Here is a 16,114-nt window from a genome sequence, read left to right on the forward strand (position 1 = left end):
CGGGTCAGGCGCCGCAGGCGTCCAGGGCTTGGTCCACGTCGTCGGTGACGACGAGGGAGTCGAGCGCGAACCGGGAGACGAAACCGCGTTCGCGCAGCTCCTCCAGCCACGAGATGAGGCCCCGGTAGTGGCCGTCGACGTCCAGCAGGACCACCGGCTTGGCGTGCATCGCCAGGACGCGGGACGTCCAGACCTCGAACAGCTCCTCGCACGTGCCGATGCCGCCGGGCAGCGCCAGGAACGCGTCGCCGTGCGCCTCCATCAACGCCTTGCGGTCGCGCATGGTGTCCACGACCAGCAGGTCGTCGGCGTCGGAGTCGGCGATCTCGCGGTCCACCAGGCCGCGCGGGATCACGCCGGTGGTGCGGGCGCCGCCCTCGCGGGCCGCCCGCGCCACCGCGCCCATCATCGACGTGCGACCGCCGCCCCACGTCAGCGACCAGCCGCGCGCCGCGATGCGCGTGCCCACCTCGGCCGCCAGGTCCAGGTAGCTGTCCGGGACGGTCTTCAACGACCCGCAGTAGACGGTGACCGTGGTCAATGCGCGTCCGCCCAGGCCTTGTGCGCGTCGTTCACCACGCGCACCGCGTCGTCGATGTCGTCGGTCAGGTACAGCAGGTCGAGGTCCTTCTCGCTCACCTTGCCGCTGGCCAGCACCGAGTCGCGCACCCAGTCGTACAGGCCCTGCCAGTAGGCCTTGCCGAACAGGACCACCGGGAACTTGGTGACCTTCTTCGTCTGCACGAGCGTCAACGCCTCGAACAGCTCGTCCAGCGTGCCGAACCCGCCCGGCAGGCAGATGAACGCCTGCGAGTACTTGATGAACATGGTCTTGCGCACGAAGAAGTAGCGGAAGTTCACGCCGAGGTCGACCCACGGGTTCAGGCCCTGCTCGAACGGCAGCTCGATGCCGAGGCCGATGGAGAACCCGCCCGCCTCCGAGCAGCCCCGGTTCACCGCCTCCATCGAGCCCGGGCCGCCGCCGGTGATGACCGCGAACCCGGCCTCGGCCAGCGCGCCGCCCAGCTTGCGGCCCGTCTCGTACTCGGGGTGGTCGCGGCCGGTGCGGGCGGAGCCGAACACGGTCACCGCGCTCGGCACCTCGGCCAGCGCGCCGAAGCCCTCGACGAACTCCGCCTGGATGCGCAGCACGCGCCACGGGTCGGTGTGCACCCAGTCGCTCGGGCCGCGCGAGTCCAGCAGCCGCTGGTCGGTGGTGGTCAGCTCGTCGCGGCGCCCGCGGCGCAGGACGACCGGTCCGCGCTGCTTCTCCTTGGGGTGCTCGTCCACGCTGTCCGTCATTGGCCGGAGTCTAGTGGCGCGCCGCGTCGTGGCTCAGGAAGCGGCGCAGCACGTCGACGCAGTGGTGGATCTGGTGCACCGGGACGTTCTCCTGCTGCGTGTGCGCGAGCGTGGGGTCGCCAGGTCCGAAGTTCACCGCCGGCATGCCGAGGGCGGCGAAACGAGCCACGTCCGTCCAACCGAGCTTGGCGACGGGGGTGCCGCCGGCGGCCTCGACCAGTTCACGGGTGGTCGGCGCGGCCAGGCCGGGCAGGGCGCCCGCCGAGCTGTCGGTGACCGTGACGTCGTAGCCCTCGAACACCTCGCGCAGGTGCAGTTCGGCCTGCTCGGGGGTGCGGTCGGGGGCGAAGCGGTGGTTGACCGTCAGCACGGCCTCGTCCGGCACGACGTTGCCCGCGACGCCGCCGCTGATCCTCACGGCCTGCAGGCCCTCGCGGTACAGGCAGCCGTCGATCTCGACCTGGCGCGGCACGTACGCCTCCAGGCGGCGCAGGGCCTCGCCGATGGCGTGGATCGCGTTCACGCCCATCCAGCCGCGCGCGGTGTGGGCGCGGGCGCCCTTCGTGCGGAGCTCGATGCGCATCGTGCCCTGGCAGCCGGCCTCGATGACGCCGTTGGACGGCTCGCACACGATCGCCAGGTCGCCGCGCAGCCACTCGGGCAGCTCGCGCTCGATGCGGCCGAGGCCGTTGCGGACGGCCTCGATCTCCTCGCAGTCGTAGAAGATGAACGTGAGGTCGTGGCGCGGGTCGGCGACCGTGGCGGCGAGGTGCAGCATCACCGCGTCGCCGCCCTTCATGTCGACGGTGCCGCAGCCGTGCAGGATGCCGTTCTCCAGGCGGGACGGCAGGTTGTCGTTGATCGGCACGGTGTCGAGGTGGCCGGCGAGCACGACGCGGGACGGGCGGCCGAGGTTCGTGCGGGCCAGCACGGCGTTGCCGGACCTCGTGACCTCGAGCGCGGTCTGGTCTTCGAGGGACCGTTCGACGAGGTCGGCGAGGCGGGCCTCGTCTTCGGAGACGCTGGGCGTGTCGACCAGCGCGGCGGTCAGCTCGACGGGGTCGGCGGCGAGGTGCAAGGTGTCGGCCACCCGCGGCACGTTACCGTTGACACCCGTGAGCACCGCAAACCCCACCGGCGCGTACGGCGTCGGACTCGCCACCGTCACCCCTACCGGCGCTGTGCTGGACACGTGGTTCCCGTCGCCGTCGCTCGGGACCGCGGAGCCCGGTGTGGCGCTGCTGTCGTCCGCGGAGGTCTCGGCGTCGCTCGGCGAGGCCGCCGCCAAGCAGCTCGGCGCGGACGCCGAACGTGACGTCGAGGTCGTCGGCGTCCGGGTCGGCATCGGCTCGCTGGCCGACGCGCCCACGTCCACCTACGACGTGTGGCTGCGGCTGCACCTGCTGTCGTCGCGGCTCGTGCGGCCGCACGGCGCGAACCTGGACGGCCTGTTCGGGCTGCTCAACAACGTGGTGTGGACGAACTTCGGCCCGTGCGCGGTGGAGGGGTTCGAGCAGACCCGGCTGCGGTTGCGCACGCGTGGGCCGGTGACCGTGTACGGGATCGACAAGTTCCCCCGGATGGTGGACTACGTCGTGCCGTCGGGGGTGCGGATCGCGGACGCGGACCGGGTGCGGCTGGGCGCGCACCTGGCGTCCGGGACGACCGTGATGCACGAGGGTTTCGTGAACTTCAACGCCGGCACGCTCGGCACGTCCATGGTGGAAGGCCGCATCTCCGCCGGTGTCGTCGTCGGTGACGGCTCGGACGTCGGCGGCGGCGCGTCGATCATGGGCACGTTGTCCGGCGGCGGCAAGCAGGTCATCTCGATCGGGGAACGGTGCCTGATCGGCGCGAACGGCGGCGTGGGCATCTCGCTCGGTGACGACTGCGTCGTGGAGGCCGGTCTCTACATCACGGCCGGGACGAAGGTCACCGGCGAGGACGGCGCGGTCGTCAAGGCCGGCCAACTCTCCGGCATGCCGGGCCTGCTGTTCCTGCGCGACTCGACCACCGGCGTCGTCAAGGTCCGCCCCCGCCAGGGCCAGGGCATCGCCCTGAACGCCGCCCTCCACTCCAACGACTAACCCGCGAGAGTCCTACGTTCAGCACGCGAGAGTCCTACGTTCAGCGCCTCTGAGTTCAACGTTCGGCCATACCGAGTGGTCGGCCTGAGCGTTGAATTCAGGGATCGCGAACGTAGGACTCTCGCGACGTGAACGTAGGACTCTCGCGGTTAAGAGGTGAGGCGGGTGGTGGCGGTGGCGATGGCCGAGTCGGTGGCGGTCAGGGCGATGCGGACGTGCCGGTCGCCCGTCGGGCCGTAGAACGTGCCCGGAGCGGCCAGGATGCCGCGGTCCGCCAGCCACGCGACGGTGTCCCAGGCGTTCTCGCCGTCACGGGTCGACCACAGGTACAGGCCGGCCTCGGAGTGGTCCACGGTGAAGCCCGCCGCGGTCAACGCGGGCAGCAGCACGGCACGCCGCGCCCGGTAACGCTCCCGCTGCTCCGCCACGTGCGCGTCGTCGTTCAGAGCCGCCGTGATCGCCGCCTGCACGGGCCGGGGCACGATCATCCCCGCGTGCTTGCGCACCTCCAGCAACGACGCCACCAGCGCCGGATCGCCCGTCACGAACCCCGCGCGGTACCCGGCCAGGCTGGACGACTTCGACAACGAGTGCACGGCCAGCACCCCGTCCAGCGCACCGCCGTTGACCGACGGCAGCAGCACGGACACCGGCTGCGCGTCCCACGCCAGCGCCAGGTAGCACTCGTCGGACGCGACGACCGCCCCGACCGCCCGCGCGTCGGCCACGGCCTGCGCCAGCTGCGCCTCCGACAGCACCCGACCGGTCGGGTTGGACGGCGAGTTCAGCCACACCAGGGACGTCCCGGCCGGCGGCGGCTCACCGTCGGCCAGCCGCACGGGAGTGGCGCCCGCCAGCCGCGCACCCACCTCGTACGTCGGGTACGCCAACGCCGGGATGGCCACCACGTCGCCCGGCCCCAGGCCCAGCAACGTCGGCAGCCACGCCACCAGCTCCTTCGACCCGATGGTCGGCAGCACCGCCGCCGGGTCGAGCCCGACCACGCCGTGCCGCCGCGCCAACGCGCCCACGACCGCCTCGCGCAACGCCGGCGTGCCGTGCGTCGTGGGGTAGCCGGGCTGGTCGGCGACCGTGCCGAGGGCGTGCCGGATCAGCTCCGGGACCGGGTCCACCGGCGTGCCGATGGACAGGTCGACCACGCCACCAGGGTGCGCGCGCGCCTTGGCGGCGTGGTCGGCCAGCGAGTCCCAGGGGAAGTCCGGGAGCCTCCTGCTGAACGTCACTCGTGCGACGCCTGCGGGGGGAGAGCCTTGATGAACGCGGGGTCGGCGCTGACCTTGCCGACCTTGGAGGCGCCGCCCGGGGACCCCAGTTCGTCGAAGAAGTCCACGTTCGCCTTCGTGTACTCCTTCCACTCGTCCGGGACGTCGTCCTCGTAGTAGATGGCCTCGACGGGGCACACCGGCTCGCAAGCACCACAGTCGACGCACTCATCCGGGTGGATGTAGAGCATCCGGTCGCCTTCGTAGATGCAGTCGACGGGGCACTCTTCGATGCACGCCTTGTCGAGCACGTCCACGCACGGCTGGGCGATCACATAGGTCACTGCGCTCTCCTGCTCTTGTTCTGGTCCACACCGCGCAAGCCGGAGAGTACGCGGCGGAGTCGATTGTCCAACGCTCAGGCTTGCCTTATCAGCACCGTGCTCCAGCTCACAGACCGCCGCCCACCCGGGCGGGGCACCATGCGGGGGTGGAGCACGTCACCGACTTGGAGCAGCGGTGCGCCGACGCGTGGCCGGCGCTGGTCGACCGGCCGCTCGGGCAGTGGCGGCTGCGGGCCGCAGGCGGGTTCACCGGACGGGCCAACAGCGCTCTGACCACGGGCGATCCGGGCGTCCCGGTCGCCGACGCGCTCACCGAAGTGATCGACTTCGCGACCTCCAACGGCATCAAACCGGCCGCCCACGTGGTCATCGGAGCGCCCGCCGAGGCGGCGGTGGCGGCGGCGGGCTGGCGGGTCGACGTGGACCACCCGGGCGGCGCGGAGTCGCTGGTGATGACGGGCCGACCGGCTGGGTTCGCCACCCCGAAGGACGCCGAGGTGGACATTTCGGACAGCCCTTCTCCCGGATGGTGGGAGCTGGCCGCGCAGCCCGACCCCACGCCCGCGCAACGGCACGTGCTCGCGTCCGGCGCGCAGGTCGGTTTCGGCACGGTCGTCGCCGGCGGCCGGGTGCTGGCCGCCGTGCGCGGCGCCGTCGTCGGCGACCTGCTGCACGTGGCACGGCTCGCCGTCCGCCCCGAGGCACGCCGGCTCGGCCTGGCGCGGAGGCTGATGGGTGGCCTGGCGGCGTGGGCCGTCGACCGGGGCGCGACGACGTGCGCGTTGCAGGTGGCCGAGCACAACAAGCCCGCGATCACGCTGTACGAGTCGCTGGGCTGCGTCGAGCACCACCGCTACCGCTACTGGGTGTCGAACCACGCGTAGGCGGCCTTGCGGACCCGTTTCAACGCCGAGCGCTCGCCGAAGTAGTCGCCCACCACGCCGACGACGGGCAGCATGCCCAGCGCCTGGTGGTAGAGGCGGCCCTGCGGGCGCTTGTCCAGCTCGTCCTCCAGCTTCCAGAGGACCTTGGCGAGCTTCCAGATGGTGGCGCCGATCGCCCGGAACGTGGACCGCTCCCGCAGCTCCTCGGTGAGCTGGGCGGTCTGCTCGTCCTCCTTGCTCGGGTCCACCGGCAGCCCGTCGACCTCCCGCTGGAACAGCACGTGCGCGAGCAGCCGCACGCGGTCCTCGGTCGAGGTGAACCCGTGCTCCCCCGCGATCGCCGACAGCAGCAGCCCCTGCCCGGCCGCGCCGAGCGCCGACTGGATCGGCAGCCGGTCGGCGAGCACGCCGCCGATGCCGGGCAGCGCCGCGACCAGCGACACGACCCGGCCGACCCGGTTGAGCCAGAACTCGTCGCGCTGGAGCACGTCCATCCGCGTCCACGCGGCCGTGCCCGGCACCTTCACCGCGGCCAGCTGGTCCCAGAGCTTGTCCACGAGCTTGCGGTCGGCGTCGCGCTCCACCTCGCGGTCGCGCAGGCCGAGCAGGTTCGCGTCGCGCAGGGTGTCCAGCAGCGGTCCCGTCGCCCGGACGAACGGGCGCAGCGCCCGCACCACGTCCCGGTCAGTGATCGTCTCCGGCACCGGCGATCCTCCCCATGTGCGCGCCCACCGCGATGGCGCCCGGCAACGCGCCCCCCGCGAACAGCACCAGGGTGCGCCAGTCGTTGAGGAGTACCACGTCACCGCCCGGGCCGAACAGGCCGAACAGCAGCAACGTGCCGATCCACACCAGCAGCGGCGACACCGCGCCCAGCGTGCGGCGGGCGTGCCGCGAGGCGGCGACGACCAGCATCGGCGTGGTCACGATCGCGAGCAGCACCGTGATCGGGAACGGCAGGTCGTCCACCCGCGGCAGCAGCGTGCCGTCCAGCCGGGTCGGCAGGAAGAACAGCTCCAGCACCGCGAGCACGAACGCCGCGGCCGCGATCCCGACGAGAGCCAGGCGATCGGTCAATCGAGCCCCCCGAACAGGTCCGTCTCCGCGCCCTCCGCGGGACCCTTGGCCAGCACGTAGTACTCGGCCTGCACGACGGGCTGCGCGATGCCGTTGGACAGCGCGTACGCGGCCCGGCCCGAGCCGTCCTGCCACACGCTGATCTGCGTGGAGTGCGCGCGCAGCGCCCTCAGCTTCGCGACCAGGTGCTCCGAGATGTCGATCGTGGTGGTGATCGCCGCGTCGTCGGTGACCGCCAGCTCGTCCTCGGCGGGCAGCCGCCACGGCAGGTCGCCGATCTCCGCCAACGCCGCCGCGCCCGCCTCGGTCGCGGCGCGGGACGTCACGGCGTGGAAGACGCGGTCGACGTCCGTCGCCGCCGCCGTGGTGATCTCGTGCGCCCGGATGTGGTCGGGGTGCCCGTAGCCGCCGAACGCGTCGTAGGTGACCACGACCTGCGGTTTCACCGACGCGATGATCTCGGCCAGGGCGGCGGTCTGCTCGTCGGCCGAGCCGTTGACGAACGCGCGCGGGTGGCCGTTCGCCTCGACGCCCGCCATCCCGGAGTCCCGCCAGCGGCCGATGCCGCCGAGGAACCGGTGGTCGGTCACGCCCAGCGCGGCACACGCCGATCTCAGTTCCGCGACCCGGTACCCGCCGAGCTGGTCGGCGTTGTCCGCGGTCAGCTCCTGGAGCGCGGGCGGGATGATCTCGCCCTCCTCGCCGAGGGTGCAGGTGACCACGGTGACGTGCACGCCCATCGCCGAGTACCGGGCGATCGTGCCGCCTGTCCACAGGCTTTCGTCGTCGGGGTGTGCGTGTACGAGCAGCAACCGTGGTGGAGCGGTGAGCGTCACCGGAAGAGAGTAATCGGTGTGGAATTGCCGCTGCTCCGCAGGCGGCGCCCCACCCGCGACCTCGCGGGTGGGGCGGCCGAACTCAACCCACCAGGGCAGGCATGACCTCGGCGAAGTGGCACGCCGAGAGCGTGCCCTCGCCGTCGCCGCGCCGTTCCAGCTTCGGCTCCTCGACCGCGCAGATGTCCTGCGCCTTCCAGCAGCGGGTGCGGAAGCGGCAGCCCGACGGCGGGTTCACCGGCGACGGGACGTCACCCGTGAGCACGATCCGCTGGCGCCTGCGCTCGATCTTCGGGTTCGGCACCGGCACCGCGGACAGCAGCGCCTGCGTGTACGGGTGCATCGGCCGGGCGTAGATGTCCTCCCGGTCGCCGATCTCGATGATCTTGCCGAGGTACATCACCGCGACCCGGTCGGAGATGTGCCGGACGACCGACAGGTCGTGCGCCACGAACAGGTACGCCAGGCCGAGGCGTTCCTGCAGCTCCTCCAGCAGGTTCACCACGCCCGCCTGCACCGACACGTCCAGCGCGGACACCGGCTCGTCCAGCACCACGAGCTTCGGGTTGAGCGCGAGCGCGCGGGCGATGCCGATGCGCTGGCGCTGGCCGCCGGAGAACTCGTGCGCGTACCGGTTGCGGTGCTCCGGGTTCAGGCCCACCAGCTCCATGAGCTCGTTGACCCGGTGCTGCACGTCCGAGCCGCCGTCCTGCGGCACGCCGTGGATCTTGAACGGCTCGGAGATCAGCTCGTTGATCTGCCAGCGCGGGTTCAGCGACGCGTACGGGTCCTGGAACACGATCTGCATGTCCCGGCGCACGGACCGCAGGCCCTTGCCCCGCAACGTGGTCAGCTCACGGCCCTCGAACTTCACCGAGCCGGACGTCGGCTTGTGCAGCTGCAGGATCGCCCGACCGGTGGTGGACTTGCCGCAGCCGGACTCGCCGACCAGGCCGAGCGTCTCGCCCTGGTGCAGGTCGAAGCTGACACCGGACACCGCCTGGACCTGCCCCACCGTGCGCGGGATGATGCCGCCGCCGCGCACCGGGAACGACTTGACCAGGTCCTTGACCTCCAGCAGCGGGGTCTCGCCCGGACGTGCGCCGGACTGGAGGCCACCGGCCTGGGGGTTGATGTCTGTCGAGGTCATGAGGTCGGCCTCTCCTCTTCGTGCAACCGGGCTTCGACCACGTCGAGGTCCTCGCTCACCGGGATGTCCGGGTTCGCCATGGTCAGCGACGCGGGGTTCTCGACCACGCCGATCTCCTCGTGGGCGAACAGCCGCTGCGGGTTCTCGATGGTCGCCAGGTGCGCGGAGCGGTGGCACCGCGCGAAGTGGCCTGCCCGGTCGGTCTCCAGCAGCAGCGGCTCGGTCACGCGGCACTCGTCGATCGCCAACGGGCAGCGGGGCGAGAACGAGCAGCCCTGCGGCAGGTTCATCAGCGACGGCGGCGCGCCCTTGATCGGGGTGAGCCGCTTGCCCAGCAGGTTCGGGTTCGGGATCGACCCCAGCAGGCCGACGGTGTACGGCATCCGCTGCGCCTCGAAGACCTCGTCCACGGTGCCCTGCTCGACGACCGTGCCGCCGTACATGACCTGCACGCGGTCCACCATGCCCGCCACCACGCCCAGGTCGTGCGTGATGACCATGATGCCCGCGCTCGTCTCGTCCCGGATGCGCAGCAGCGTGTCCAGGATCTGCGCCTGCACGGTCACGTCCAGCGCCGTGGTCGGCTCGTCCGCGATGATCACGTCCGGGTCGTTGATGATCGCCATCGCGATCATCGCGCGCTGCCGCATGCCGCCGGAGAACTCGTGCGGGTACTGCGACGCACGGCGGTCCGGCTGCGGGATGCCCACCAGCTCCAGCGCCTCGACGGCCTTGGCCCAGGCGGCCTTCTTCGACACGTCGTGGTGTGCCCGGTGCGCCTCGGCGAGCTGCCAGCCCACCGTGTACACCGGGTTCATCGACGTCATCGGGTCCTGGAAGATCATCGAGACGCCGTTGCCGCGGACCGGCTGCATCTGCTTGTAGTTCAGGCCGACGAGCTCGCGGTCCTTGAACTTGATCGACCCGCCGATCCTCGCGGTCTTGGGCAGCAGGCCCATGATCGCCATCGACGACACCGACTTGCCGGAACCCGACTCGCCCACGATGCCCAGCACCTCGCCGGGGCCGAGGGTGAACGACACGTCGCGCACCGCGTGCACGGTGCCGTCGTCGGTCGGGAAGTCCACCGACAGGTTCTCGACCCGGAGCAGCTTCTCGCCGCTGCCCGCGGTGTTCTCCCACGCCGAGGACTCCGGTGCGCCCATCACGTCCACCTCACTCATGCCTTCACCCTCTTCTGCCGCGGGTCGAAGGCGTCCCGAAGACCGTCGCCGATGAAGTTCACCGCGAGCGAGATCAGCACGATGAACACGAACGGGGTGAGGAACAGCCACGGGTGCAGCGTCAACTCGTTCTTGTTCAGGCTGATCATCAGACCCAGCGACGTGTCCGGGCTCTGCACGCCGAGGCCGATGAACGACAGCGCGGCCTCCAGCAGCACGGCCTGCGCGATCGCCAGCGTGGCGTTCACGATGATCACGTCGACGGTGTTGGGCAGGATGTGCCGGAACACGATGCGGAACGTGGACGCGCCCAACGCGCGGGCCGCCTCCACGAACTCCTTCTCGCGCAGCGACAGCACCATGCCGCGGATCACGCGGGCGATCGACAGCCACATGATCAGACCCAGGTAGAGGGCCACGATCAGCCAGTTGCTGCCGCCGCTGCCGCCCGCCACCGACACCACGAAGCTGTTGCGCACCAGCACCGCCGCGATGACCAGGCTGGGGATCACCAGCAGCAGGTCGATGAAGCGGCTGATCAGCGTGTCGACCCAGCCCCGCATGTACCCGGCGACCGCGCCGAGCACCACGCCGATCACGGTGGACAGGAACGCCACCATGAGCGCGATCTGCAGCGAGAACTGGATGCCGCGGATGATGAGCGCGACCATGTCGCCGCCCAGCCGGTCCGTGCCGAACGGGTGGTCGCCGCTGGGCGGCAGGTACCGGCGGAAGCCCAGGTCGGTGTACGAGTACTTCCAGAACACACCGCCCAGGAAGGCGAACAGCACCAGCACCACGAACAGGACCAGGCCGAACAGCGCGGCCTTGTGCCGGGTGAACCGGCGCAGGATGACCTGCCACTGCTTGCGCGCCGTGGTCGTGTCGAACGTGCTCGCCTCGCCGCCCGACTGGGGCGCGGGCGCCTGCGCCACGGGGGAACCGATCTCAGTCAAGGCGAATCCTCGGGTCCAGGAAGGCGTACAGGATGTCCGCGATCAGGTTGAACACGATGATGAACACGGCCGTGAGCATCATGAAGCCGAGCACCTGGTAGGGCTCGATCTTCGTGATGGCCTCGACGATGAACTTGCCCATTCCGGACCAGCTGAAGACCGTTTCCGTGATCACCGCGCCACCGAAGCCGGCGCCGATGTTGAGGGAGGAGACCGTGATGATCGGGATGAGCGCGTTGCGGAACGCGTGCCGGAAGATCGACCGCGCCTCCGAAATGCCCTTCGCCTGCGCCGTGCGGACGTAGTCGGCGTTGAGCGTCTCCAGCATCGAGGCGCGCTGGAAACGGCTGTAGAGGGCGAACTGGATGACCACCAGCGAAATGGTGGGCAGGATGTAGGCGCCGCTGTACTGGAACACCTGTTCGCCGAAGCTGCCGCCGAACCCGTCGCCCGGCGGACCCGCCGTGATGATCCAGCGGTCGGCCCCGATGGACTCCAGCCAGTTGTTCAGCTCGATACCACCGGCCTTGAGCACCAGTGCCACGCAGAACAACGGCATCGAGAACATCGCGAACGATATACCGGTCGCTGTGTAGTCGAATATCGAGTACTGTCTGACCGCGCCGATGACGCCGACGGCGATACCGAGCAGCAGCGCGATGAGCTCCGCGCCGAGGATCAGCCGCAGCGTCACGCCGAAGGCCTTGAGCAGCTCGTCCTTGACCGGCTTGCCCGCGTTGCCGGGGACGACGGACTCGCCCCAGTCGCCGGTCACGAAGTCGCCCGCCCAGGCGACGTAGCGCTCCATGAACGGCTTGTTGTAGCCCGTCCGCTCGTACGCGGCGGTGATCTCCGCCGGTGTCCGGGGTTTCTGGAGCTTCCACTCGCCGAGGGGGTCACCCATGGCATTGACGAGACCGAAGCAGAGGAATGAAGCGACGATCAACAGCGGAATCGAGATCAACAACCGCCGGATTATGTAACGGAACATGACGAGTCTCTAGTCTCCCTAGGCACCCCCGCGTGCAAGCGTGGGAGCCTACCGGACGCGGACACCGTCCGGGGGGCCGGTGCTTGTGGCACCGGCCCCCCGGCGGTTGGGTAGTGCTCAGCTATCTGGACTCACCGAGCCCGGCTGTTACTTCTTCTTCTGCCAGGCGTACAGGTTCCAGGTGACACCGCCACCGACACCGATGTACGAGATCGGGCCGATCTCCGCGCTCGACGCCGCGAAGTCGGTCAACTGGAACAGCGGGACGCTGTGCAGGTCATCCCGCATGATCTTGTCCGCGTCGTTCATCATCGTGATGCGCTTCTGGTAGTCGAGCTCGCCGTTCGCGGCCGCCCACTTCTCCGTCAACGCGGCGGAGTCGTAGTTGTTGTAGTTGGCCGTGCCGCCCTTGTCCTTCTGGGCGTAGTTGCCGTACGCACCGGCCTTCAGCGGCTGGCCGACCCACGCGAACAGCGCGGCTTCGAACTCGCTCGCCGGGAGGCGCTTGTCGTTGAAGTCGGCAGCCTGGTCGTCGACGATCTCGATGCCGGCCTGCTTGCACTTGTCCTGCAGGACGCGCACGGTGTCCGCACGACGCTGGACGATCTTGTGGCCCAGCTTGAAGGAGGCGCGGAACTCGCCCTTGGTGTAGATGCCGTCGGCGCCCTGCTTCCAGCCGCCGTCCTCGAGCGTCTTCTTGGCCGCCGCGACGTCACCCTTGCCGGTGTCGCTGTAGTGGTCCTCGTAGCCGACCTCGTTCGGCATGAACGTCAGGCTGCCCAGCGGCTTGGCGTTGGGGTCCACGTCCGAGACCAGCTTCTCGACCAGTCCGTCGCGGTCGAAGCACTGGGCGATCGCCGTGCGCAGGTCCTTGTTCTCCTTGAACAGGGGCAGCGCCATGTTGAAGTCGACGTGCTCGTAGGTCTGGCCACCGGCCGCGAAGACGTTGAACGAGCTGTCACCGCGCAGCTGCTGCGCGACGGCCGCGTCCGCCTGCGGGGCGATGACCTGGACTTCCTTGTTCTGCAGCTGCTGAGCGGCAGACTGGGCGTCCGTGTTCGTCTTCAGGATGACCTTGGACGGGCCACCGGGGTTGCCCCACCACTTCGGGTTGCGCTCCAGGACCGTCTGGTCCTTGAGGTCCGCCGAGACGATCATGTACGGGCCGCCGGACAGCGCGACCGCCGGGTCGAAGCCCCGCCAGCCGTTGGTGTACCAGTCGGCGATCTTCTTGACCGTCTCGTCGTTCTGCGCGGGCGAGATCTTGGTGATGTCCGCGGTCCCGGTCTTCTGCTCCAGGATGTGCGCCGGCAGCAGGCTGTCGCTACCGGGCTGCGAGAACAGGGCGCGGTAGTCCGCGAACGCCTTGTCCTTGAAGAACGTGGTGGTGATGGTCTTGCCGTCGTCGGAGCACTCGAGCTTCTCGATGTCCTTGTAGCCCGTGTCGGACGAGTCGAAGATCGAGGCTTCCGAGCCGTCCTCACCCTTGACGGTGGCCTTGCTCGACGCGGCCAGCCACTTGAGGTGGAAGTCGTCGCAGTCGATGGCTTCGCCATCGGACCAGACGGCGGCCTTCTGCACCTTCCACTCGATCGTCTGCGGGTCGGTCGACGTGACCTTGATGGACTCCATCAGGTCACCGTCGATCTTGATGATGACCTTGCCGTCGACCAGCTCGGTGATGTACGGCGAGGGCTGGACGTTCGACAGCGCGATGGTGCTCGCGAAGTTGTTCGTCGCGCCGATGTTGTTGTTGTAGTTGCTGAAGCCCTCTTCGACGGCGATCGCGACCTCGCCGATGTCCTCCACCTTCGGACGCTTCAACAGCTCGTCCTGACCACCGATCGCGCCGGGGTCGAGGTCCTGCGGCCCGCCTTGATCGCCGCTGCCCGAGCCGCCGCCGCCACACGCACTCAGCACGAGCGCGGCGGAAGTCAACAGCGCAAGCGCCGAGACAGCCTTTGATCTCCTCATCGACACGTGCCCTCCTAGCACTGGGTTGGAGCGACCGTTTGGGCCGACTTCCACCCATAACCGTGATGTGCCAAACGCGCCCCGAACCGACACACCGTTGCAGCACGATAAGAACCAGTGCGCGGCACGGTCACTGCCCATCGGCCGATCGTGACCAAAGGGTGACACGGTGGTCGCAGCATGCAACTCCGTCGTTACCGGGCGGGAGCGTTCGTTAACCGGACGACGGGAATACTGTCAATACTGCACCGCGAACGCATCTTGAAGCCAGTGTTTCGTCCGGGTCAACGGTCAACGATCTTCACGCCGCCAGGTGCGCGCGGCGCTCAGCGGACCGGCGAACGGAGCACCCGCGGTGACGTTCGCCGCCTCCGGCAGGACCACCAGCAGGTCCGCTACCTGGAACAACGGCAGCGAGACGGCCTGCTGCCAGAGCACCGGCTCGATGGTCCTCAGCGCGTCGGCGAGCAGCACCTGCCCGGTGAGGGCCTGTTCGATCACCGGTTGGACCGCTTGGTCGCAGAAACCGGACAGATTCGCCGGAATGGGTGTACCGCCGTCCTCGGGAGCCGGTCGGCAGCCGAATGTGGAAGCCAGAACGGCCGCGGAATCGCCGGTGTCGACCTGCGGGACGACGGCAATGTCCACGGGCTCATTGGACGCGGCGGTATCCGACAGATCTTGGCCGAACAACTGATTGGGCGGCGTTGTCAGGACGCGTGCGGCGATTCCGGACAATGACAGTTGACGCTGAACGCGGTTCGCGACGGTCACGTACGGCTCGATCCCGGCCGGCGCCGCGATGGTCAACTCGAACGGCTTGCCGTCCCGCGCCCACTGCCCGCCCTCCGGCCGGGTGTAGCCCGCCTCGGTGAGCAGCAGCGCCGGGTCACCGGCCTTGGCGGGCATGGTCGGGACGTAGCCGGGCTTGCTCGGGGGGATCACCTGGGCGTCCGCGCGGAGGTTCGCGCTGGGTCCGCTGCGGGTGCCGGCGGCGATCAGGTCTTCGCGGTCGAGCAGGTTCAGCACGGCGGTGCGGACGCGGACGTCCTGCATTCGCGGCGAGGCGGGGCGGAGGAGGAGTTGGACGACTTCCGGACGGGGCACGACCACACTGGCGAGTGACGTGGTCTTGGCCAGCTCGTCGATGTCCTTGGCCGCGATCGCGTCCGCGCGCATGATCGCAACCTGATCGTCACCGGTGTTCAACGCCTCGATCGTGTCGTGCTGGCTGGCGCGGCGCAGGACCAGCCGGTCGAGCGCGGGCGGCGCCTCCCAGAAGCGGTCGCTGCGCTCGAGGATGATCTCGCCGCGCGGCTGGTCCAGCGTGCGGACCGCGAACGGCCCCGCGGTCGCCGGGAAGCTGTCCGCCAACGCCGCGCTCCACCCCCCGGGCGCGTCTTTCAGCAGGTGGGCGGGCAGGAGGTCGCGGAACAGGCTCCGCCAGCCGGGGTACGGTTCGCTGAACACCACCTCGACGACCTTGCCGCCCTCACGGCTGGTGATGTCGTCGATGAGCCGGTACCCGGCCGGGTCGACCACCCCCGGCTCCTCCCGCATCCGCTGCCAGAGGTAGACGAAGTCCTCGGCCGCGATGGGCGCCGAGTCGGACCAACTGGCATCCCGCCGCAACGTGTACGTCACCGTGTACGGATCCGCGCTGGTCACCTCGGCGCTGACCACGAGGTCCAGGTCGAGCCGCGGGCTGCCGTCCGCGTCGGTCCGGAAGGTCGACGGCAGGAGCAACGCCGCCAGCGCCGTCGTGATCGTGCTCTGACCGGCCAGCGTGTGCGGGTTGTAGCCGCCCTTGATGTCGTCCACGCCGACGACGATCTCGTTGTGCTTCTCCTTCGGGACCACCGTCATCCCGGGCGTCGACGGCACCAGCGGCGGTGGCGGCGTAGCCGTGCAACCCGCCCCCACCAGCGCGAGCGCAGCCACGACCGCAAGAACCTTCCGCGTCCCCATGGGTACGAGCGTGCCAGACGGCGCTGACAGTTGACGCCCAACCCCACCACTCCCCCGACGCGATCTCCCCCACCCCGATCACGCCCTCGCACGCAACCCCCGCGCTGTCCGCGGCGACCCCCACCCCCGCTCGCACCC

At 69.8% G+C, this 16,114-nt stretch carries 16 protein-coding genes; 2 read left to right on the forward strand and 14 right to left on the reverse strand.

Annotated features, from left to right (window positions below; genetic code table 11):
* Positions 1-4: 4 nt before the first annotated feature.
* The 3 genes from ADK67_RS10935 to dapE are packed head-to-tail and all read right to left on the reverse strand — an operon-like array spanning position 5 to position 2,392.
* A complete protein-coding gene (locus tag ADK67_RS10935) occupies positions 5-541 on the reverse strand; it encodes a TIGR00730 family Rossman fold protein (RefSeq protein ID WP_231648118.1) in 537 nt (178 codons plus the stop codon).
* Entirely contained in the window at positions 538-1,302 is a 765-nt protein-coding gene (locus ADK67_RS10940) for a TIGR00730 family Rossman fold protein (protein ID WP_053716287.1), read from the reverse strand. The genes ADK67_RS10935 and ADK67_RS10940 overlap by 4 nt, the downstream gene beginning before the upstream one ends.
* A gap of 10 nt (positions 1,303-1,312) precedes the next feature.
* Positions 1,313-2,392 carry a succinyl-diaminopimelate desuccinylase gene (gene dapE / locus ADK67_RS10945; protein ID WP_053716288.1) on the reverse strand — a complete coding sequence of 360 codons (1,080 nt, stop codon included), beginning with the start codon at positions 2,390-2,392 and terminating at the stop codon, positions 1,313-1,315.
* Positions 2,393-2,417: 25 nt separating this feature from the next.
* Between dapE and dapD the strand changes: the two genes are divergently transcribed.
* Positions 2,418-3,389 (forward strand): 2,3,4,5-tetrahydropyridine-2,6-dicarboxylate N-succinyltransferase, encoded by a 972-nt coding sequence (gene dapD, locus ADK67_RS10950; protein WP_053716312.1) that lies wholly within the window; start codon positions 2,418-2,420, stop codon positions 3,387-3,389.
* Positions 3,390-3,538: 149 nt separating this feature from the next.
* On the opposite strand, the gene dapC is transcribed toward dapD, so the two are convergent.
* Both dapC and fdxA read right to left on the reverse strand, forming a co-directional pair.
* On the reverse strand, positions 3,539-4,633 hold the full coding sequence (gene dapC, locus ADK67_RS10955; protein ID WP_053716289.1) for a succinyldiaminopimelate transaminase: 1,095 nt from the start codon (positions 4,631-4,633) through the stop codon (positions 3,539-3,541).
* Positions 4,630-4,956: a ferredoxin gene (fdxA, locus tag ADK67_RS10960; protein WP_053716290.1), complete on the reverse strand. Its 327-nt coding sequence runs from the start codon at positions 4,954-4,956 to the stop codon at positions 4,630-4,632. Before fdxA ends, dapC begins: the two co-directional genes overlap by 4 nt.
* Positions 4,957-5,102: 146 nt before the next feature.
* Between fdxA and ADK67_RS10965 the strand changes: the two genes are divergently transcribed.
* Entirely contained in the window at positions 5,103-5,840 is a 738-nt protein-coding gene (locus ADK67_RS10965) for a GNAT family N-acetyltransferase (protein ID WP_053716291.1), read from the forward strand.
* Here the strand turns inward: ADK67_RS10965 and ADK67_RS10970 are convergent.
* The 9 genes from ADK67_RS10970 to ADK67_RS11010 all read right to left on the reverse strand — a co-directional run bounded on the left by ADK67_RS10970 (position 5,816) and on the right by ADK67_RS11010 (position 15,976).
* Positions 5,816-6,544 (reverse strand): hypothetical protein, encoded by a 729-nt coding sequence (locus tag ADK67_RS10970; protein WP_053716292.1) that lies wholly within the window; start codon positions 6,542-6,544, stop codon positions 5,816-5,818. The genes ADK67_RS10965 and ADK67_RS10970 overlap by 25 nt on opposite strands.
* Entirely contained in the window at positions 6,525-6,917 is a 393-nt protein-coding gene (locus ADK67_RS10975; RefSeq protein WP_053716293.1) for a hypothetical protein, read from the reverse strand. Before ADK67_RS10975 ends, ADK67_RS10970 begins: the two co-directional genes overlap by 20 nt.
* Entirely contained in the window at positions 6,914-7,753 is an 840-nt protein-coding gene (mshB, locus tag ADK67_RS10980) for an N-acetyl-1-D-myo-inositol-2-amino-2-deoxy-alpha-D-glucopyranoside deacetylase (protein ID WP_053716294.1), read from the reverse strand. Before mshB ends, ADK67_RS10975 begins: the two co-directional genes overlap by 4 nt.
* 82 nt (positions 7,754-7,835) lie before the next feature.
* On the reverse strand, positions 7,836-8,903 hold the full coding sequence (locus tag ADK67_RS10985; protein WP_053716295.1) for an ABC transporter ATP-binding protein: 1,068 nt from the start codon (positions 8,901-8,903) through the stop codon (positions 7,836-7,838).
* Positions 8,900-10,087, reverse strand: coding sequence for an ABC transporter ATP-binding protein (locus tag ADK67_RS10990; RefSeq protein ID WP_053716296.1), 1,188 nt, complete (start codon positions 10,085-10,087; stop codon positions 8,900-8,902). The genes ADK67_RS10985 and ADK67_RS10990 overlap by 4 nt, the downstream gene beginning before the upstream one ends.
* On the reverse strand, positions 10,084-11,043 hold the full coding sequence (locus ADK67_RS10995; protein WP_053716297.1) for an ABC transporter permease: 960 nt from the start codon (positions 11,041-11,043) through the stop codon (positions 10,084-10,086). The genes ADK67_RS10990 and ADK67_RS10995 overlap by 4 nt, the downstream gene beginning before the upstream one ends.
* Positions 11,036-12,034: an ABC transporter permease gene (locus ADK67_RS11000; RefSeq protein ID WP_053716298.1), complete on the reverse strand. Its 999-nt coding sequence runs from the start codon at positions 12,032-12,034 to the stop codon at positions 11,036-11,038. Before ADK67_RS11000 ends, ADK67_RS10995 begins: the two co-directional genes overlap by 8 nt.
* A 147-nt stretch (positions 12,035-12,181) precedes the next feature.
* Positions 12,182-13,954, reverse strand: coding sequence for an ABC transporter family substrate-binding protein (locus tag ADK67_RS11005; RefSeq protein ID WP_231648119.1), 1,773 nt, complete (start codon positions 13,952-13,954; stop codon positions 12,182-12,184).
* Positions 13,955-14,299: 345 nt separating this feature from the next.
* Positions 14,300-15,976, reverse strand: coding sequence for an ABC transporter family substrate-binding protein (locus tag ADK67_RS11010; protein WP_053716299.1), 1,677 nt, complete (start codon positions 15,974-15,976; stop codon positions 14,300-14,302).
* Positions 15,977-16,114: the final 138 nt, after the last annotated feature.

Source organism: Saccharothrix sp. NRRL B-16348 (assembly GCF_001280085.1).
Taxonomy (GTDB): Bacteria; Actinomycetota; Actinomycetes; order Mycobacteriales; family Pseudonocardiaceae; genus Actinosynnema.